At 54.4% G+C, this 18,605-nt stretch carries 23 protein-coding genes; 13 read left to right on the forward strand and 10 right to left on the reverse strand.

The genetic code is table 11. The features are described from left to right. The first annotated feature begins 32 nt into the window (after positions 1-32). Positions 33-1,004, forward strand: coding sequence for an octaprenyl diphosphate synthase (gene ispB / locus EKN83_RS13885; protein WP_025756703.1), 972 nt, complete (start codon positions 33-35; stop codon positions 1,002-1,004). A 228-nt stretch (positions 1,005-1,232) separates the two neighbouring features. Continuing rightward, entirely contained in the window at positions 1,233-1,520 is a 288-nt protein-coding gene (sfsB, locus tag EKN83_RS13890; RefSeq protein ID WP_047959543.1) for a DNA-binding transcriptional regulator SfsB, read from the forward strand. A 61-nt stretch (positions 1,521-1,581) separates the two neighbouring features. Here the strand turns inward: sfsB and murA are convergent, their stop codons facing one another. The 7 genes from murA to mlaF all read right to left on the reverse strand — a co-directional run bounded on the left by murA (position 1,582) and on the right by mlaF (position 6,375). Next, positions 1,582-2,841, reverse strand: a complete 1,260-nt coding sequence (murA, locus tag EKN83_RS13895; protein WP_025756701.1) for a UDP-N-acetylglucosamine 1-carboxyvinyltransferase — start codon at positions 2,839-2,841, stop codon at positions 1,582-1,584. 50 nt (positions 2,842-2,891) lie between these two features. Next, positions 2,892-3,146 carry a BolA family iron metabolism protein IbaG gene (ibaG, locus tag EKN83_RS13900; RefSeq protein ID WP_008501458.1) on the reverse strand — a complete coding sequence of 85 codons (255 nt, stop codon included), beginning with the start codon at positions 3,144-3,146 and terminating at the stop codon, positions 2,892-2,894. A 126-nt stretch (positions 3,147-3,272) separates the two neighbouring features. Continuing rightward, complete coding sequence (gene mlaB / locus EKN83_RS13905; RefSeq protein WP_045284744.1) at positions 3,273-3,566, reverse strand: lipid asymmetry maintenance protein MlaB; 294 nt, start codon at positions 3,564-3,566, stop codon at positions 3,273-3,275. Further along, entirely contained in the window at positions 3,566-4,201 is a 636-nt protein-coding gene (gene mlaC / locus EKN83_RS13910) for a phospholipid-binding protein MlaC (protein ID WP_014885387.1), read from the reverse strand. The genes mlaB and mlaC overlap by 1 nt, the downstream gene beginning before the upstream one ends. Before the next feature lie 18 nt (positions 4,202-4,219). Beyond that, positions 4,220-4,768: an outer membrane lipid asymmetry maintenance protein MlaD gene (mlaD, locus tag EKN83_RS13915; RefSeq protein ID WP_025756699.1), complete on the reverse strand. Its 549-nt coding sequence runs from the start codon at positions 4,766-4,768 to the stop codon at positions 4,220-4,222. Positions 4,769-4,772: 4 nt separating this feature from the next. Beyond that, on the reverse strand, positions 4,773-5,555 hold the full coding sequence (gene mlaE / locus EKN83_RS13920; RefSeq protein ID WP_010436044.1) for a lipid asymmetry maintenance ABC transporter permease subunit MlaE: 783 nt from the start codon (positions 5,553-5,555) through the stop codon (positions 4,773-4,775). 7 nt (positions 5,556-5,562) lie between these two features. After that, positions 5,563-6,375 (reverse strand): phospholipid ABC transporter ATP-binding protein MlaF, encoded by an 813-nt coding sequence (gene mlaF / locus EKN83_RS13925; protein ID WP_025756698.1) that lies wholly within the window; start codon positions 6,373-6,375, stop codon positions 5,563-5,565. Positions 6,376-6,602: 227 nt separating this feature from the next. Between mlaF and EKN83_RS13930 the strand changes: the two genes are divergently transcribed. The 11 genes from EKN83_RS13930 to npr all read left to right on the forward strand — a co-directional run bounded on the left by EKN83_RS13930 (position 6,603) and on the right by npr (position 14,522). Then, a complete protein-coding gene (locus EKN83_RS13930; protein WP_126801148.1) occupies positions 6,603-7,580 on the forward strand; it encodes a calcium/sodium antiporter in 978 nt (325 codons plus the stop codon). A gap of 13 nt (positions 7,581-7,593) precedes the next feature. Continuing rightward, positions 7,594-8,580 (forward strand): arabinose-5-phosphate isomerase KdsD, encoded by a 987-nt coding sequence (kdsD, locus tag EKN83_RS13935; RefSeq protein ID WP_025756696.1) that lies wholly within the window; start codon positions 7,594-7,596, stop codon positions 8,578-8,580. 14 nt (positions 8,581-8,594) lie between these two features. After that, on the forward strand, positions 8,595-9,161 hold the full coding sequence (kdsC, locus tag EKN83_RS13940) for a 3-deoxy-manno-octulosonate-8-phosphatase KdsC (protein WP_025756695.1): 567 nt from the start codon (positions 8,595-8,597) through the stop codon (positions 9,159-9,161). Continuing rightward, a complete protein-coding gene (gene lptC / locus EKN83_RS13945) occupies positions 9,158-9,733 on the forward strand; it encodes an LPS export ABC transporter periplasmic protein LptC (protein WP_025756694.1) in 576 nt (191 codons plus the stop codon). The genes kdsC and lptC overlap by 4 nt, the downstream gene beginning before the upstream one ends. Further along, positions 9,702-10,256 carry a lipopolysaccharide ABC transporter substrate-binding protein LptA gene (gene lptA / locus EKN83_RS13950; protein ID WP_025756693.1) on the forward strand — a complete coding sequence of 185 codons (555 nt, stop codon included), beginning with the start codon at positions 9,702-9,704 and terminating at the stop codon, positions 10,254-10,256. The genes lptC and lptA overlap by 32 nt, the downstream gene beginning before the upstream one ends. A 6-nt stretch (positions 10,257-10,262) precedes the next feature. Beyond that, positions 10,263-10,988 carry an LPS export ABC transporter ATP-binding protein gene (gene lptB / locus EKN83_RS13955; RefSeq protein WP_025756692.1) on the forward strand — a complete coding sequence of 242 codons (726 nt, stop codon included), beginning with the start codon at positions 10,263-10,265 and terminating at the stop codon, positions 10,986-10,988. Positions 10,989-11,035: 47 nt separating this feature from the next. Beyond that, positions 11,036-12,469, forward strand: coding sequence for an RNA polymerase factor sigma-54 (gene rpoN / locus EKN83_RS13960; RefSeq protein WP_025756691.1), 1,434 nt, complete (start codon positions 11,036-11,038; stop codon positions 12,467-12,469). Positions 12,470-12,491: 22 nt separating this feature from the next. Further along, positions 12,492-12,779 carry a ribosome hibernation promoting factor gene (gene hpf / locus EKN83_RS13965; RefSeq protein ID WP_013098943.1) on the forward strand — a complete coding sequence of 96 codons (288 nt, stop codon included), beginning with the start codon at positions 12,492-12,494 and terminating at the stop codon, positions 12,777-12,779. 82 nt (positions 12,780-12,861) lie between these two features. Further along, on the forward strand, positions 12,862-13,353 hold the full coding sequence (gene ptsN, locus EKN83_RS13970) for a PTS IIA-like nitrogen regulatory protein PtsN (RefSeq protein ID WP_008501443.1): 492 nt from the start codon (positions 12,862-12,864) through the stop codon (positions 13,351-13,353). A gap of 45 nt (positions 13,354-13,398) precedes the next feature. Continuing rightward, positions 13,399-14,253 (forward strand): RNase adapter RapZ, encoded by an 855-nt coding sequence (rapZ, locus tag EKN83_RS13975; RefSeq protein ID WP_014885397.1) that lies wholly within the window; start codon positions 13,399-13,401, stop codon positions 14,251-14,253. Continuing rightward, positions 14,250-14,522, forward strand: coding sequence for a PTS phosphocarrier protein NPr (npr, locus tag EKN83_RS13980; RefSeq protein WP_025756690.1), 273 nt, complete (start codon positions 14,250-14,252; stop codon positions 14,520-14,522). The genes rapZ and npr overlap by 4 nt, the downstream gene beginning before the upstream one ends. A gap of 39 nt (positions 14,523-14,561) precedes the next feature. On the opposite strand, the gene mtgA is transcribed toward npr, so the two are convergent. From mtgA to arcB, 3 genes are all read right to left on the reverse strand, one after another. After that, positions 14,562-15,287, reverse strand: a complete 726-nt coding sequence (mtgA, locus tag EKN83_RS13985) for a monofunctional biosynthetic peptidoglycan transglycosylase (protein ID WP_126801149.1) — start codon at positions 15,285-15,287, stop codon at positions 14,562-14,564. Continuing rightward, on the reverse strand, positions 15,284-15,937 hold the full coding sequence (gene elbB / locus EKN83_RS13990; RefSeq protein WP_025756688.1) for an isoprenoid biosynthesis glyoxalase ElbB: 654 nt from the start codon (positions 15,935-15,937) through the stop codon (positions 15,284-15,286). Before elbB ends, mtgA begins: the two co-directional genes overlap by 4 nt. Positions 15,938-16,169: 232 nt before the next feature. After that, positions 16,170-18,503: an aerobic respiration two-component sensor histidine kinase ArcB gene (gene arcB / locus EKN83_RS13995; RefSeq protein ID WP_126801150.1), complete on the reverse strand. Its 2,334-nt coding sequence runs from the start codon at positions 18,501-18,503 to the stop codon at positions 16,170-16,172. Between the last annotated feature and the right edge of the window lie 102 nt (positions 18,504-18,605).

An 18,605-nucleotide genomic window follows, 5' to 3' on the forward strand; every position in this document is an offset into this window, starting at 1 on the left:
GGATCAACAGGATAAAAAGCCCGGCTTTTGCGATGAATTTAGAAAAAATCAACGAGTTAACCGCGCAAGATATGGCGGGTGTGAATGCAGCAATCCTGGAGCAACTCAACTCTGACGTTCAACTGATCAATCAGTTGGGCTATTACATTGTCAGCGGTGGCGGTAAACGCATACGTCCGATGATTGCCATTCTGGCTGCCAGAGCCGTTGGTTATCAGGGAAATGCCCACATCACCATCGCAGCGCTCATCGAATTTATTCACACAGCGACGCTTCTGCATGATGATGTTGTGGATGAATCGGATATGCGTCGCGGCAAAGCCACGGCGAACGCCGCTTTCGGGAACGCAGCCAGCGTACTGGTGGGGGATTTTATCTATACCCGCGCCTTCCAGATGATGACCAGTCTGGGCTCCCTGAAAGTACTGGAAGTGATGTCCGAAGCCGTTAACGTCATCGCAGAAGGCGAAGTACTGCAACTGATGAACGTCAACGATCCTGATATTACTGAAGAAAACTACATGCGCGTGATCTACAGCAAAACCGCGCGCCTGTTTGAAGCAGCCGCCCAGTGTTCCGGCATTCTGGCTGACTGTACCGACGCCCAGGAAAAAGGGCTGCAGGACTACGGTCGTTATCTGGGTACGGCATTCCAGCTGATTGATGATTTGCTGGACTACAGTGCGGACGGCGAGACGCTCGGCAAAAACGTGGGGGATGACCTGAACGAAGGCAAACCGACCCTGCCGCTGCTCCACGCCATGCGCAACGGAACGGCCGACCAGGCGAAAATGATCCGTGAAGCGATTGAGCAGGGAAATGGCCGCCATCTTCTGGAACCCGTACTGGAAACCATGGCCATTTGCGGATCGCTCGAGTGGACGCGCCAGCGTGCGGAAGAGGAAGCGGATAAAGCCATTGCTGCACTTCAGGTTATTCCAGACAGCCCGTGGCGCGATGCGCTGATCGGTCTGGCGCACATCGCCGTTCAGCGCGATCGGTGATCCCTCCTGTTTCTCCCCGCGCCTTTGCGGGGAGATTCCCGTACGTTCCTGTAAATTACGTCTTCATGTAAACGCATCGGTTTAGAGACCGCATGAATAAAGCTGTGCCTTATTCTGAATATCCCTTCAAGTAACGCGAACTTTTTAGAACAAGAGTGTGAAATGGGTATAGTAACCCCGTCGTTTCTGACGAAACGGCGAAGGTGAATCCGAACTAAGGACAGCGTTATGGACACGAAATTTATCGACTGGCACACGGCGGATATTATTGCCGCACTGCGCAAAAGAGGCACGTCACTGGCAGCAGAGTCCCGCCGCCACGGTCTGAGTTCTTCAACCCTGGCAAACGCCCTCACCCGCCCATGGCCCAAGGGAGAGCTCATTATCGCAACGGCGCTGGATACGCACCCGTGGGTGATTTGGCCCTCGCGTTACCACGATCCCATTACCCATGAGTTTATTGACAGAACGCGCATGATTCGCCAGAAAAAGGCAAAGAAAGGATTGCAGGAATAACACGTTAATTGACAGGCACAGCAACCCCCCGGTCATTGCTGGCAGGGGGCTGCCGGAACGATTACTCGCCCTTCACACGCTCGATATTCGCACCCAGCGCGCGCAGTTTATCTTCGATACGCTCATAACCACGATCGATGTGATAAATACGATCCACAATCGTTGTCCCTTCCGCGATACAACCCGCCAGCACCAGGCTCGCAGACGCACGCAGATCGGTGGCCATCACCTGAGCACCCGACAGTTTCTCCACGCCGTGGCAAATTACGGTATTACTCTCGATCTCTGCATGCGCGCCCATACGGATCAGCTCCGGTACGTGCATAAAGCGGTTCTCGAAAATGGTTTCAGTGATGAAGCCCGTCCCTTCGGCGACCAGGTTCAACAGGGTGAATTGCGCCTGCATGTCCGTCGGGAACGCCGGGTGTGGCGCCGTACGCACATTGACAGCTTTTGGACGCTGACCGTGCATATCGAGGCTGATCCAGTCTTCACCGATTTCGATATCCGCGCCGGCATCGCGCAGCTTCGCCAGCACCGCATCCAGGGTATCAGGCTGTGCGTTACGGCAAACAATCTTACCGCCAGAGATCGCCGCTGCCACCAGGAAGGTACCGGTTTCGATACGGTCCGGCAGGACGCGATAAACACCACCACCCAGACGCTCAACGCCTTCAATGGTGATACGGTCAGTACCCTGACCGGAGATCTTCGCCCCCAGCGCCACGAGGAAGTTGGCGGTATCAACAATTTCCGGCTCACGCGCGGCGTTTTCGATGATCGTGGTACCTTCAGCCAGCGTTGCCGCTGACATAATGGTGACTGTTGCGCCCACGCTCACCTTGTCCATGACAATGTGCGCGCCTTTCAGACGACCGTTGACGGACGCTTTAACGTAACCTTCTTCCAGTTTGATCTCTGCGCCCAGTTTTTCCAGGCCAAAGATATGCAGGTCAACCGGACGCGCCCCGATGGCACAACCGCCCGGAAGTGAAACCTGCCCCTGGCCAAAACGCGCCACCAGCGGGCCAAGCGCCCAGATGGAAGCACGCATGGTTTTCACCAGATCGTAAGGTGCAGAGAAGTTATTCACATTGCTGGCGTCGATCCAGACAGAACCGTTACGCTCAACTTTAGTGCCCAACTGGGTGAGCAACTTCATGGTCGTGTCGATATCTTTCAGTTTCGGGACGTTTTGAATTTCTACCGGCTCTTCCGCGAGCAGCGCAGCAAAGAGGATTGGCAGCGCGGCGTTTTTCGCGCCAGAAATTGTGACTTCGCCCTGGAGGCGCGTTGGCCCCTGTACACGAAATTTATCCATTGTGTGCTCTCTTATAAATTCAACCGTGCTGCGGGCCTGTCGCCCTCAGCTCAAAAACCGTTTAGTTTGCGATCGCGTGCCCACTCTTGCGGGGTGAACGCTTTAATCGACAGGGCGTGGATGCGGTTATCCGCAATATATTCCATCAGCGGCGCGTACACAGCCTGCTGTTTCTTCACGCGGCTCATGCCGTCGAACATCTCACCCACAGCAATAACCTGGAAGTGACTGCCATCGCCAGTGACGTGGGCTTCCTGAAGGGAGAGTGCATTCATCAGCACTGTCTGGATTTCATGATTTTCCATGGGTTCTTAATCATCTGATAGTGAAAACAAGCCCAACATCTTAGAGCAAAGTGGCGTCGTCTTAAACAAGCAAAAAGCCCCGACGATGAAACTGTCAGGGCTTTCGGAAGTAACGCACTGAAAATATTAACGAGGCAGTACGTCCTGAGGAAGATTGTAGAGCTGCGCAAGGGTCACGACATTATCGCTCGCGCCGTGAAGCCTGACGCTCGCCCCCTGCTTTTTCCCCTCGGCAACCAGATGGGCAAGCAGCGCAACACCTGCCGTATCCACCCGGGTGATACCGCTTAAGTCAATCAGCGTCACGCCCTGCATGGCGTCATGGCGCTGGTCCCATAACGGGTTCAGGAGGTCCTGATCCAGTTCGCCGGACAGTTTCAATGTCTCGCCTTCACGCGACCAGCTGAGTTGCTGTGACATTACTTCTTCTCGTCCAGCGTGATTTTCTGACGAGCAATGGACTGCAGCTGTGCAGTCAGGCCATCAATGCCTTTAGTGCGCAGCAGGTCGCTCCACTCGTTCTGCTTGGTGGTGATCATGCTTACCCCTTCGGCGATCATGTCATACGCCTGCCAGTGGCCTGTCTGGCTGTTTTTACGCCACTGGAAATCCAGACGAACCGGCGGACGACCGTTAGGATCGTTGATCGTCACACGGATAGGCACGATGGTCGCATCACCCAGCGGTTGCTCAGGTGCAATCTGGTAGGTCTGGCCGTGATACATCGCCAGCGCCTGACCATAAGCCTGCTTCAGATATTCACGGAACGCGGCAAAGTAGGCCTCACGCTGCGCAGGGGTCGCGTCTTTGTAATAACGACCCAGCACCAGCGCACCCGCATATTTAATCTGCACATACGGCAGCAATTCCTGGTCAACAACGTCACGCAGGTAATCAGGATTCGCACGAATTTTAGGCTGTTCGTTTTTAAGACGGTCGAAGGTTTTCTTCGCCGCTTCGTCCATCAGTTTGTACGGGTTACTCTGATCCGCAGCATGGGCAGCGGTAAGAGGGGCAATGACCAGCATGGCCACCATTAACAGTCGTTTAAACATGAATGACTTCTCCTGAAATTAATGCGTCGTGCCAGGTGTCGGTGCGACGTCGGTATGATCTTCAGACTGCGCAGGGGCAGCGTCGGATTTTTTCTCATCCCCTTTACTGTTGTAAAGGAACTGACCAATCATATCTTCCAGCACCATTGCGGACTTCGTATCCTGAATAACGCTGCCGTCTTTAAGAATAGTCGTTCCCAGCTCGGGGTCTTCAAAGCCGACGTTAAGCGCCAGATATTGTTCACCCAGCAGACCGGAAGTCCGGATCGACAGGGAACTGGTGTCCGGAATATGGTTGTAACGCTCTTCGATATCCATCGCGACGCGTGGCAGATAGGTTTTCTCATCAAGCGTAATGTCTGATACGCGTCCGATCACCACGCCGCCAATACGGACCGGTGAACGGGCCTTCAGCCCGCCGATGTTATCGAAGGTGGCATAGATGCGATATGTCGGCTCGGTACGCACGGAGGTGATATCCGCCGCTCTCAGGCAGATAAACAGTGCGGCCAGCAGCGCCAGCAGCAGGAACACGCCGACCCAAATTTCATTTTTTTTCGTTTGCATGAACTCAATTCCCAAACATCAGTGCGGTGAGCACAAAATCCAGACCCAGTACGGCCAGCGACGAATGTACGACTGTACGTGTAGTTGCACGGCTAATGCCTGCCGACGTCGGGATGGCATCGTAACCATTGAACAAGGCAATCCAGGTGACCGTAATGGCGAATACCACGCTTTTAATCAGACAGTTAACCAGATCCATTCGCAGGTCGATGGCGTCCTGCATGGCGGACCAGAAGAAACCGGCATCAATGCCTTTCCAGTGAACGCCAACCAGCGAACCGCCCCAGATACCCACGGCGACAAACAGAATAGTCAGTAACGGTAAAGAGATCACCCCAGCCCAGAAACGCGGCGAAATTACGCGACGCAGCGGGTCAACCGCCATCATCTCCATACTGGAGAGCTGCTCAGTCGCACGCATCAGGCCAATTTCAGCCGTTAATGCCGACCCCGCGCGTCCGGCGAACAACAGCGCCGCCACAACCGGCCCCAGTTCACGCAGCAGCGAAAGCGCCACCAGCATCCCGAGACTGGTTTCCGCACTGTAGGTTGTCAGGACGAGGTAGCCCTGCAGCCCCAGCACCATGCCGATAAACAGACCGGACACAATGATGATGAGCATCGACAGCACGCCGACGTTATAGAGTTGACGCACCAGTAAAGGCGCATGCTTTCGGAACTCCGGCTTGCCGACCAGCGCGTTGAATAACATCAATCCGGCACGCCCGAACGTCCTGATGGTTTTTATGCCACGGTGTCCGAGAGCGGCCAACGCATTTAACAGCATGAGTGGCTTAACTCCCTATTCCCAGTAAATCGTCACGATAGTCGCCCGCCGGGTAGCGGAACGGCACAGGGCCATCGGCAATACCGTCGAGGAACTGTCGCACGCGCGGATCGCAATTTTCCTGCAACGCCTGGGCGCTACCGTGTGCGACGATCTTTTTGTCCGCCACGATATAGGCGTAATCGGCGATGCTCAACACTTCCGGCACATCGTGAGAAACCACAATGCAGGTTACGCCAAGTGCGCTGTTCAGCTCAGAGATGAGCTTCACCAGCACGCCCATCGTGATGGGATCCTGCCCGACGAACGGTTCATCGAACATAATTAAATCCGGTTCTAATGCAATGGCTCGCGCCAGCGCGGCGCGGCGCGCCATCCCGCCGGAGAGTTCCGAAGGCATCAGCTTCGCCGCCCCGCGCAAACCGACGGCTTCAAGCTTCATCATCACCGTACTTTTCAGCAACGCAGGCGGCAGGCTGGTATGTTCGCGCAGCGGATAGGCCACGTTATCAAAGACGTTCATATCGGTGAACAACGCCCCCGACTGAAAGAGCATGCTCATGCGCTTGCGAACGGTATACAGACGCGAGCGCGACATCTCCGGGACATTTTCGCCATCAAAGAGGATTTCACCACTGTCAGGTGGGATCTGCCCACCAATAAGACGCAGCAGTGTCGTTTTACCGATCCCGGACGGCCCCATGATGGCCGTGATCTTGCCACGCGGTACGGTCAACGAAATATCATCAAATATCAATCTGTTGGCGCGAGAAAAACTCACACCGCGGACATCGACTAAATTCGCCATCGTTTGGCTCATTTATGGTTCCTTTCTTACCCTGCTCACGTTTAGGCATGCAGCCTGGATCAGCCCTAAACTCAGCATTTTTACAGAATAATAGCCGTTGAGGTTAGCGAAAGCTGGCATTTGTTTTACTTTTCCGGCGCATAAAGTCAAAATTAGGAATTCGTTACGCCTCAGACTGTATGCAGTCCAGCCATTCCCGCGCGATGGACCGACGAGTATACCTGAAGAAAGGACTTTTGATGCTTTTAGCAACAGCACTGTTAATAATTGGTTTACTTTTGGTGGTCTACAGTGCTGACCGTTTAGTGTTTGCTGCATCTATCCTGTGTCGTCTGACGGGCGTGCCACCTCTCGTGATCGGGATGACCGTTGTCAGCGTTGGAACGTCACTTCCTGAAATCATCGTCTCTGTCTCGGCATCGCTGCATGGCCAGTTAGACCTGGCCGTCGGTACCGCGATTGGCTCTAATATCGTTAATATATTGTTGATCTTAGGCCTGGCGGCACTGCTCCATCCATTTCGCGTGCATTCTGATGTTCTGCGTCGTGAATTGCCGCTAATGTTAATCGTAAGTCTGCTGGCAGGGTGCGTATTTTATGATGGCATACTGAGCGTCAGTGACGGCATTTTCTTGCTGGCGCTGGCCGTCATTTGGTTGCTGTATAGTGTTAAGATCGCCCGTCTGGCTGAGAAGCAGGGGCACGATAGCCTCACGCGTGAGCAGGTCGCCGAACTCCCGCGGGAAGGCACGCTCCCCGTCGCCCTGCTCTGGCTTGGCGTGGCGCTGATCATCATGCCGATGGCCACGCGCATGGTCGTAGATAACGCGACGGTCGTGGCGAACTATTTTGCCATCAGCGAACTGACCATTGGCCTGACGGTTATTGCTATCGGTACCAGTCTGCCAGAGCTGGCCACGGCCATTGCCGGGGCGCGGAAAGGAGAGGATGACATTGCCATTGGTAATATCATCGGCTCCAATATTTTTAATATCGCGATAGTAATGGGTCTGCCGGCCCTGATTACGCCGGGGCCCTTTAACCCCCTGGCGTTTTCACGCGATTACGGTGCGATGCTGCTGGTCAGCGTGATATTTGCCCTGCTCTGCTGGCGGCGGCAACGACAGATTGGCAAAGGCGCAGGCGCGCTGTTGACGGGTGGATTTATCGTATGGATGGCGATGCTGTACTGGCTCTCGCCTCTTCTCTCTGGGTAAACGGAAACGCATTATGTCGCAAATAGAATTGCAGCCGGGTTTTGACTTTCAGAAAGCAGGCAAAGACGTTCTGGAGATTGAACGTGAAGGTCTGGCGCAGTTGGATCAGTACATTAATCAGGATTTTAGTCTGGCATGTGAGAAGATATTCTACTGTGCCGGCAAAGTCGTGGTGATGGGGATGGGCAAGTCCGGCCACATTGGACGCAAAATGGCGGCAACGTTTGCCAGTACCGGAACCTCTTCATTCTTTGTCCACCCGGGGGAAGCCGCCCACGGCGACCTGGGTATGGTCACGCCGCAGGATATCGTCATCGCGCTGTCCAACTCCGGTGAGTCCAATGAAATTCTGGCGCTGATCCCGGTACTGAAGCGTCTGCAGGTGCCGCTCATTTGCATGACCAGCCGTCCGGAAAGTAGCATGGCGCGCGCAGCCGATATTCACCTGTGCGTAAAGGTGCCGAAAGAGGCCTGCCCGCTCGGCCTGGCGCCGACCTCCAGCACCACCGCGGCGCTGGTGATGGGCGATGCGCTCGCCGTGGCGCTGCTGGAAGCCCGTGGTTTTACGCCGGAAGATTTCGCCCTTTCCCACCCGGGCGGCGCGCTGGGGCGTAAGTTGCTGCTGCGGGTTAACGATATTATGCACACAGGGGATGAAATCCCTCACGTCAGTAAAGCCGCCTCCCTGCGTGATGCGCTGCTGGAAATCACCCGTAAGAATCTGGGTATGACGGTCGTGTGCGACGATCTGATGAAAATTCAGGGGATCTTCACCGATGGCGACCTGCGTCGCGTGTTCGACATGGGTGTGGATGTCCGTACGCTGGGCATTGCCGATGTGATGACACCCGGCGGCATTCGCGTGCGCCCGGGGACGCTGGCAGTGGATGTGCTGAACCTGATGCAGTCCCGTCATATCACCTCCGTTATGGTTGCCGATGGCGACCAGTTGCTGGGTGTGGTACATATGCATGATCTGCTGCGCGCAGGCGTAGTGTAATGAAGGATAAGACAATGAGTAATGCGGGTGCATCCCTTGCAACCTGTTATGGTCCGGTCAGTACCCAGATGATGGCAAAGGCGGAAAACATTCGCCTGCTCATTCTGGATGTGGATGGCGTACTCTCCGATGGCCTGATTTATATGGGCAATAACGGTGAAGAGCTTAAAGCGTTTAACGTTCGCGACGGCTACGGTATCCGCTGTGCGCTGACCTCAGGTATCGAGGTGGCTATCATCACCGGACGGAAAGCTAAACTGGTAGAAGATCGCTGTGAAACCTTAGGCATTACCCATTTGTATCAGGGTCAATCCGATAAGATGGCGGCGTTCAACGATTTACTGGGTAAACTGGCTATCGCACCGGAAAACGTGGCCTACGTCGGGGACGATCTGATTGACTGGCCCGTAATGGCTGAAGTTGGGCTGAGTATCGCCGTTGCCGATGCGCATCCGCTGCTGATCCCGCGTGCGGACTACGTTACCCACATCAACGGGGGCCGCGGTGCCGTCCGTGAAGTCTGCGATCTGCTCCTGCTGGCGCAGGGCAAGCTTGATGAGGCCAAAGGGCAATCGATATGAGTAAAACCAGACGTTGGGTTATCATTTTGCTTTCGCTTGTCGCCCTGGTATTGATTGGCGTGAACCTCGCCGATCGCGACGATACGCAAACGGAAGTGATCAACAATAACGATCCAACCTATAAAAGCGATCACAGCGACACCGTGGTCTACAGCCCGCAAGGCGCGCTGAACTATCGCCTGATTGCCCAGCATGTTGAATATTTTTCAGATGACGGTATTTCGTGGTTTACCCAACCTGTTATGACCACGTTTGATAAGGACAAAGTACCGACGTGGTCAATCAAGTCAGACCGGGCAAAACTGACAAATGACCGTATGCTTTATCTGTATGGCCACGTTGAAGTCAACGCCCTGACCGCTGACTCGCAACTGCGAAAAATTACGACGGATAATGCCCAGATCAACCTGGTGACCCAGGATGTGACGTCGCAGGATCTGGTTACTCTGTATGGCACAACATTTAATTCCAGCGGTTTGAGAATGCGCGGGAACTTACGCAGCAAAAACGCCGAGCTGATTGAAAAGGTTAGAACCTCCTATGAAATTCAAAACAAACAAACTCAGCCTTAAAGTAATTATCGCCAGCGCGATGCTGGCGACCAGTCTCCCCGCGCTTGCTGTAACGGGCGATACCGAGCAGCCGATTCATATCGAGTCCGACACCCAGTCTCTTGATATGCAGGGTAATGTCGTCACCTTCACGGGTAACGTCGTCATGACCCAGGGCACCATCAAAATCAACGCCGACAAAGTGGTTGTTACCCGTCCGGGTGGCGAGCAGGGCAAAGAGATTATCGATGGTTACGGTAATCCGGCGACCTTCTACCAAATGCAGGACAACGGCAAACCGGTGAAAGGCCATGCCACGCATATGCACTATGAGCTGGCGAAGGACCTGGTGATCCTGACCGGAAATGCGTACCTGGAACAGCTGGACAGCAACATTACCGGCGACAAGATTACCTATCTGGTTAAAGAGCAAAAAATGCAGGCCTCCAGCGAGAAAGGCAAACGCGTCACCACCGTACTGGTACCGTCGCAGCTGCAGGACAAAGGCAAAGGCCAGGCCCCGGCACAGAAGAAGAGTAACTAATTCGTTATGGCAACATTAACTGCAAAAAATCTCGCGAAGGCCTATAAGGGCCGCCGTGTCGTAGAGGATGTCAGTCTGACCGTTAACTCCGGCGAAATTGTGGGTCTGCTTGGCCCTAACGGTGCGGGTAAAACGACAACCTTCTACATGGTCGTTGGCATTGTGCCGCGCGATGCCGGCAACATTGTCATTGATGATGAAGACATCAGCCTTCTGCCGCTGCATGCACGCGCACGCCGCGGGATCGGCTATTTGCCGCAGGAAGCCTCCATTTTCCGTCGCCTTAGCGTTTACGATAACCTGATGGCGGTTCTGCAAATTCGTAACGATCTGACCAGCGAACAGCGTCAGGATCGTGCCAATGAGCTGATGGAAGAGTTCCACATTGAGCATCTGCGCGACAGCCTCGGTCAGGCGCTCTCCGGGGGGGAACGCCGACGCGTTGAGATTGCGCGTGCGCTGGCCGCAAACCCGAAATTTATCCTTCTGGATGAACCGTTTGCCGGTGTTGATCCGATCTCCGTTATCGATATTAAACGTATCATTGAGCACCTGCGCGACAGCGGGCTTGGCGTGTTGATCACCGACCACAACGTGCGTGAAACGCTGGCCGTGTGTGAGCGTGCGTATATTGTGAGCCAGGGTAACCTGATCGCCCACGGTACGCCGCAACAAATCCTCGAAGATGATCATGTTAAGCGCGTCTATCTTGGGGAAGACTTCAGACTCTGATAGGGTAGAGGTAACGTAACGCCGAACCGGAGAAAAATGCTCTGAACATGAAGCAAGGTTTGCAATTAAGGCTCAGCCAACAACTGGCAATGACGCCGCAGCTACAGCAGGCAATTCGCCTGTTGCAACTGTCCACGTTAGAACTTCAGCAGGAACTCCAGCAGGCGCTGGACAGTAACCCCCTGCTGGAACAAACCGATCTTCATGACGAGGTAGATACCCAGCAATCGCAGGATACAGAAGCGCTCGACACCGCGGATGCACTCGAACAAAAAGAGATGCCGGACGAGCTTCCGCTGGATGCCAGCTGGGATGAGATCTACACCGCCGGAACCCCATCCGGAACGCGTGCGGACTACCAGGACGATGAGCTACCGGTCTATCAGGGAGAAACCACCCAGTCGCTTCAGGATTACCTCATGTGGCAGGTGGAGCTGACCCCCTTCTCCGACACCGATCGTGCGATTGCCACATCCATTGTCGATGCCGTTGATGACACCGGCTATTTAACCGTCACGCTGGACGACATCCTCGAAAGCATGGGCGACGAAGAGATTGAGCTTGAGGAAGTTGAAGCCGTTCTGAAGCGCATTCAGCGTTTCGATCCAGTAGGCGTGGCCGCAAGAGATCTGCGCGACTGCCTGCTGATCCAGCTTTCTCAGTTCAGCAAAGAGACGCCGTGGCTCGATGAGGCGCGCTTAATCATCAGCGATCATCTGGATCTGTTGGCTAACCACGATTTCCGCACCCTGATGCGCGTCACGCGGCTGAAAGAAGACGTGCTGAAAGAAGCGGTGAATCTGATCCAGTCGCTCGATCCGCGCCCCGGTCAGTCGATCCAGACCAGCGAACCCGAATACGTGATCCCGGATGTGCTGGTCCGAAAACACAATGGCCGCTGGGTCGTTGAACTGAATTCTGACAGCATTCCTCGCCTGCAAATCAACCAGCAGTATGCCTCCATGTGCACCAGCGTGCGTAACGACTCCGACAATCAATATATTCGTAGCAATTTGCAGGAAGCGCGATGGTTGATCAAAAGTCTGGAGAGCCGTAATGATACGCTGCTTCGCGTCAGCCGCTGCATTGTCGAACAGCAGCAGGCGTTCTTTGAGCAGGGCGAAGAGTATATGAAACCGATGGTGCTGGCGGATATCGCCCAGGCCGTCGAGATGCATGAATCAACCATTTCCCGTGTCACCACGCAGAAGTATCTGCACAGTCCACGCGGTATTTTTGAGCTTAAGTATTTCTTCTCCAGCCACGTCAATACCGAGGGTGGCGGCGAAGCGTCGTCAACCGCGATTCGTGCCCTGGTGAAGAAGTTGATCGCCGCGGAGAACCCCGCGAAGCCACTGAGTGACAGTAAGTTAACCACCATGCTGTCCGAACAGGGTATTATGGTGGCACGTCGTACTGTCGCGAAGTATCGAGAGTCTTTATCCATTCCGCCGTCCAACCAGCGTAAACAGCTGGTCTGACACAACCGATAAGGAAGACACTATGCAGCTCAACATCACTGGACAAAACGTCGAAATTACTGAGGCTTTACGCGACTTTGTGAATACGAAGTTTGCAAAACTCGAGCAGTATTTCGAAAGGATCAACCAGGTCTATATTGTGTTGAAAGTGGAGAAAGTGACTCACATCTCGGATGCCACCCTGCATGTTAATGGGGGGGAACTTCATGCCAGTGCGGAAGGGCAAGACATGTACGCAGCTATCGACGGCTTGATTGATAAGCTTGCGCGACAGCTCAATAAACATAAAGATAAACTGAAACAACACTAATTGTCCGGGCAGTTAACGGGTGCAGGACGGCCTGTTGTGAAACACAACAGGCCATTTGTACAGTTAGCGCTTAGGTGAAATTATGATGAACAACGATTCCGCTCTTCAACTGAGCAATGTCCTTAACCAGGAATGTACCCGCAGTGCTGTTCACTGCCAGAGCAAAAAACGTGCGCTGGAGATCATCAGTGAGCTGGCCGCAAAACAGCTGGGCCTGCCGCCACAGGTGGTGTTCGAAGCGATCCTGACCCGTGAAAAAATGGGCAGTACCGGTATCGGCAACGGCATCGCCATCCCGCACGGCAAACTGGAAGAGGATACCCTGCGTGCCGTGGGTGTGTTTGTGCAGCTTGAAACACCCATCGCCTTCGATGCCATTGATAACCAGCCCGTCGATCTTCTCTTCGCGCTGCTGGTGCCTGCCGACCAGACGAAAACCCATCTGCATACGCTGTCGCTGGTTGCCAAACGTCTGGCCGATAAAACCATTTGCCGCCGACTGCGCTCGGCCCAAAGTGATGAAGAGCTCTATCAGATTATCACTGAAGCAGAAGGCAATCAGGATGATGCATAACCAGGAGATGGCCTTCACATCTGTTGTCCTGAGGAGAAACGGAACATGGTGCTGATGATTGTCAGTGGTCGTTCAGGGTCGGGGAAATCCGTTGCTCTGCGCGCGCTGGAAGACATGGGTTTTTACTGCGTAGATAACCTGCCAGTCGTGTTGCTGCCCGATCTGGCTCGCACGCTTGCGGAAAGACAAACCTCTGCCGCCGTCAGTATCGACGTTCGTAACATGCCTGAATCGCCTGAAATTTTTGAACAGGCAATGAGTAACCTGCCTGATGCGTTTTCGCCTCAGCTGCTGTTCCTTGATGCAGACCGCAATACCCTGATCCGTCGCTACAGCGATACCCGTCGTCTGCACCCGCTTTCCAGCAAGAACCTCTCTCTGGAGAGCGCTATCGACGAAGAGAGCGACCTGCTGGAACCGCTTCGTTCACGCGCTGACCTGATTGTCGACACCTCTGAGATGTCCGTTCACGAGCTGGCGGAAATGCTGCGTACCCGGTTGCTGGGCAAGCGCGAGCGCGAACTGACGATGGTGTTTGAATCCTTTGGCTTTAAGCACGGGATTCCAATTGATGCAGATTATGTTTTCGACGTGCGCTTCCTGCCGAACCCGCACTGGGATCCGAAACTGCGTCCCATGACCGGTCTGGATAAACCCGTCGCGGCCTTCCTCGACCGGCACACAGAAGTTCACAATTTTATCTACCAGACGCGAAGCTACCTTGAGCTATGGTTACCTATGCTGGAGACAAACAATCGCAGCTACCTGACGGTGGCGATTGGCTGTACCGGCGGTAAACATCGTTCGGTCTACATCGCCGAACAGCTGGCCGACTATTTCCGCTCGCGCGGGAAGAACGTTCAGTCCCGTCATCGCACGCTGGAAAAACGTAAAACATGACCGTAAAACAAACCGTTGAGATCACCAATAAGCTGGGCATGCATGCGCGCCCGGCGATGAAGCTGTTTGAACTGATGCAGGGTTTCGATGCGGAAGTTCTGCTGCGAAATGATGAAGGTACCGAAGCGGAAGCAAACAGCGTGATTGCGCTGCTGATGCTGGATTCCGCCAAAGGCCGCCAGATTGAAGTTGAAGCCACCGGCCCTCAGGAAGAGGAAGCGCTGGCGGCGGTGGTTGCGCTGTTTAACGCCGGTTTTGACGAAGACTAACGCCTCATTTTCTGGCGGGTGGCGCTGCGCTTACCCGCCTTACATCAACTGATTACGCTGCATAAACCCTTCCCCACCCAGCTGACGCATCTGACGCATAATCCACGCCTGACGGCTTCGCACGTACCCTGACGGGGCACCGGCTTTAAAGCGGATAGGGTTAGGTAACACTGCGGCCAATAATGCCGCTTCAGACATACTCAACCGGCTGGCCGGTTTATTAAAATAGCGTTGTGCAGCCGCTTCCACGCCAAATACCCCATCGCCAAACTCAGCGATATTCAGGTAGACGGTCAGAATGCGCTTTTTACTCCAGACCGTTTCCATGCCCAGCGTCAGCCCCGCTTCCAGCCCTTTTCGTACCCAGCTGCGGCCGTCCCACAAAAACAGATTCTTTGCCGTCTGCTGTGACAGGGTTGATGCACCGCGCACGCGGTTTTCGTGGCGTTCATTATGGGCCAGCGCCTTCTCTATGGCCGCGACGTCGAACCCCCAGTGTTCCGGGAATTTCTGATCCTCCGCCGCAATCACGGCCAGCCCCATAAAGGGCGAGATATCGTCCATGCTCACCCAATCAGAATGCGCGACATAGCTGAAATCACCGGTAAACCATGCACCGAGCTGACGCTCAACCATCACGGCAGAAAATGGCACGGGCAGAATGCTGAACAGGGCGAGTCCCCCGCCCCAGAAGACCGCCAGCACAAGAACGATGCGCAACAGGGTGCGCTTCACCCATGCGCCAGCACCGGATGGACGACTCATTCAGCCAGCACCAGCACTCTGGCCACCAGCTTCTCAATACCCGTGGCCGCTTCTGCAATATTCTGCGCCAGCATATACGCAGGCGTGGTGACGATCTTATTGTCTTCGTCCACCACAATGTCATCCACCGGACAAGGCACGTGCTCGCCGCCCATATCTTCAATGACTTCCGCGGTATCAATATCCGTCCCGATGGTCAGGCGCAGCGGGAAATCAAAAATGTTAGGCAGCATGGCGGGGGCGATACAGATAAAGCCCAGCGGTTTTCCCGCCGCGTGCATAGCCTGCGAAAGCGTTTTTAGATGCGGATCGATCTGACACTCCGCCCCCTGGGTGGCAAACGTACTGAGATTTTTGGCCGCGCCAAACCCACCGGGCACAATTAGCGCATCAAGCTCTGTGGCGTCTGCCTGAATAAGAGGGTGAATATTTCCGCGGGCAATACGCGCGGCCTCAACCAGTACGTTACGGGTTTCCGCCATTGGCTCACCCGTGAGATGGTTAATCACATCCGCCTGATTTTTGTCCGGCGCAAAACAAATCACCTCTGCACCCTGTTTTGCCAGGGCCAGCAGCGTAATGACGGCTTCATGTATTTCAGAGCCATCGTAAACACCGCATCCACTCAGCACGACACCAATCTTTTTCATCATGAGGATCCTTTTCTGCAACTTGCTGAAGCACATTAATAATTTTGATTAAAACGCTATGCTTCACACATTTCACTGATTCATGTAACAAACCATTTAAGATTTGCTATCTTATCTGCGTGCGGCCTAAATTTTTCAGGCGGCGCCGATTCGAAAAATACTTGAAAAAACAGGCGCAGCCACGATTTCCCTGGTGTTGGCGCAGTATTCGCGCACCCCGGTTAAGCCGGGGTCATTTTTTTCTGGTCTCGACCCAGGCTTTAAGTACCGCAACATCGTTTTGCCACTCTTGTTTCATCTCTTCAACCCAATCACCCACGTTATCTTCCCATGCAGGTAAATCAGGCGACTGAATCTGTTGACCCAGCTGTTGCAGGTGGCGCAGGCCGACCGAGCCGGCTGCACCTTTGATTTTATGTCCTTCTTCTACGATGCCTTTCTGGTCGCGCGCGGTCAGGTTGGACTCCAGCACGCTCAGATAGCCCGGCATCATTTTTTCGAACACCGCCAGACCGTCGGTAATCAGTTTCGGGCCAACCAGATCGATATACTGCTCCAGCATCGCGGTATCGAGTATCGTTTGGGTTTTTGCGCTATCAACAGACGTCATGGTGCTCTCCTCTTCATCATGGGTATCCCAGAACTTCTTGATCATAGCGGTCAGAGCAGGCACCGCCAGCGGCTTGCTGAGCACATCGTCCATACCGGCATCGAGATACTCTTTTTTATCTTTCAGTACGTTCGCCGTCAGCGCAACCAGCGGCGGCAGCTCATCGGCCGCGTACTGACGCGTCAGTTCACGGGAGATATCCAGCCCGGTCATATCCGGCAGTTGAATATCCAGCAGAACGAGATCGTATTCACCCGGTTTAAACATCTCCAGCGCGGCTTTGCCCGTCATCGCGACATCCACGCTGTTGCCCAGTTTTTCCAGCACCGAGCGCGCCACAATCACGTTCAGCTCGATGTCTTCCACCAGCAGGACATGCAGCGCAGGCAGCGGCATATCGTCGTCTTCAAAGGTATCCTCAACCTCTTCCGCCACCGCCGGAGCATGCACCGTCAGGGTGAACGTTGAGCCTTTGCCCGGCTGACTGGCTACGGTGATATCCCCGCCCATGCTCTTCGCCAGCCGTTTCGACACCGCCAGGCCAATGCCCGTACCGGTAGCCGGTTTCCCGCCGTTGCTGTCTTTCACCTGGTAGTACATGGCAAAGATTTTGTCCTGCTCCTCCTGCGGAATACCAATCCCGGAATCCTCCACCTCAAAGTGCAGCATGTCACCGTCGTCATAGCGGACACGCACGGCCACCTGCCCCTTCTGGGTAAACTTTACCGCGTTGCTGATCAGGTTCCACAGGATCTGACGCAGACGCGTACCGTCAGTCACCACTTTATGCGGCAGCGGCAGGGTTGGATCCATGACAAAGCTCAGTCCCTTCTGCTGCGCCTGCAGACCGGACAGGTTTTCCAGATCCGCAAGGAAGCTGGTGAAATCAACCGGCTGATTATCAAGCTGAACTTTTCGGCGTTCCATTTTATCCATATCAATAATATCGTTGAAGATATTCCCCAGCGTGACCGCCGAGACATGGATAGTTTTGAGGTATTTTTCCTGCTCCGCGGTCAGGTCGGTATCCAGCAGAATGCGGCTCAACCCGACGATACCATTCAGCGGGGTACGCAGTTCGTGGCTAATGGTAGAGATAAAGGTGGTCTTATCGCGGCTGGCACGCTCCAGGGCATCCTGATAGCGCTTACGCTCGGTAATGTCGCGGCCAAAGCCCATCAGGCCGTGGCGTTTCCCCACGCGGTCATAGTAGGGGACCTTACGGATCTCAAAGCAGGCTTTGCGTCCGTCCGGATAATCCAGCCACTGTTCATAGGTCAGCGAGACATTGTGACGGAACACTTTTTCGTCCGTCTCCATAACCTTGGCGGCCGCCTCTTCAGAGTAAACGTCCTGTGGCTTCAGGTGGATAAGCTGCTTCTCGCTTTTCCCGGTGAGCAGCTCCATAGCGCGGTTACAGCCGGAAAACTCTTTATCTTCATTGCGGTAGAACACCAGATCCGGCGACGCGTCCAGGAACGAACGCAGGAAAGAGGATTGCTGTTCAAGCTGGATCTGCGTGACCTCACGCTCTTTCATTTCGATTTTCAGCTGCTCCAGCGTGGCCTGACGCTCGGCTTCCGCCTTCTCACGATCCGAAATCTCCTGATTGAGCTGCGCAATGTTGTCTTTGAGCTGAACGTTAAGCTTCAGGTCGCGCTCGCGCATCTCTTCCAGTTTATCGACCAGTTTTGACAAACGCTGACGGGACTCTTCCAGCTGTTCAACCACCACAGACAGGAAATAGACCGCCCAGGGAGTAATCAGCAAGCCAAAGAAGATAGAGCGGATGACGTCGATACTCTCGACCTGACCATGCAAAACCATGGTGACGGCCATTTGCACGACGATGGCCAGAACGACCAGCGCCAGCGCAAGCAGCATGGAGAAACGCACCAGCCCAAGCTTCATCATCAGGTCGACGTAATACTGGGCAAGCATTCGAATTTGCTTCATAGAGGATCCCTTCACGACTTTATCGCTCAATAATACTCAAATTCGCGGCGGGACGTTGAAGGTTGTGAGAAAAAGTGCGGGGTGAAACAGGAGATTAGCCTC

The sequence above is a fragment of the Enterobacter sp. WCHEn090032 genome, assembly GCF_003986875.1.
Classification (GTDB): domain Bacteria; phylum Pseudomonadota; class Gammaproteobacteria; order Enterobacterales; family Enterobacteriaceae; genus Enterobacter; species Enterobacter sichuanensis.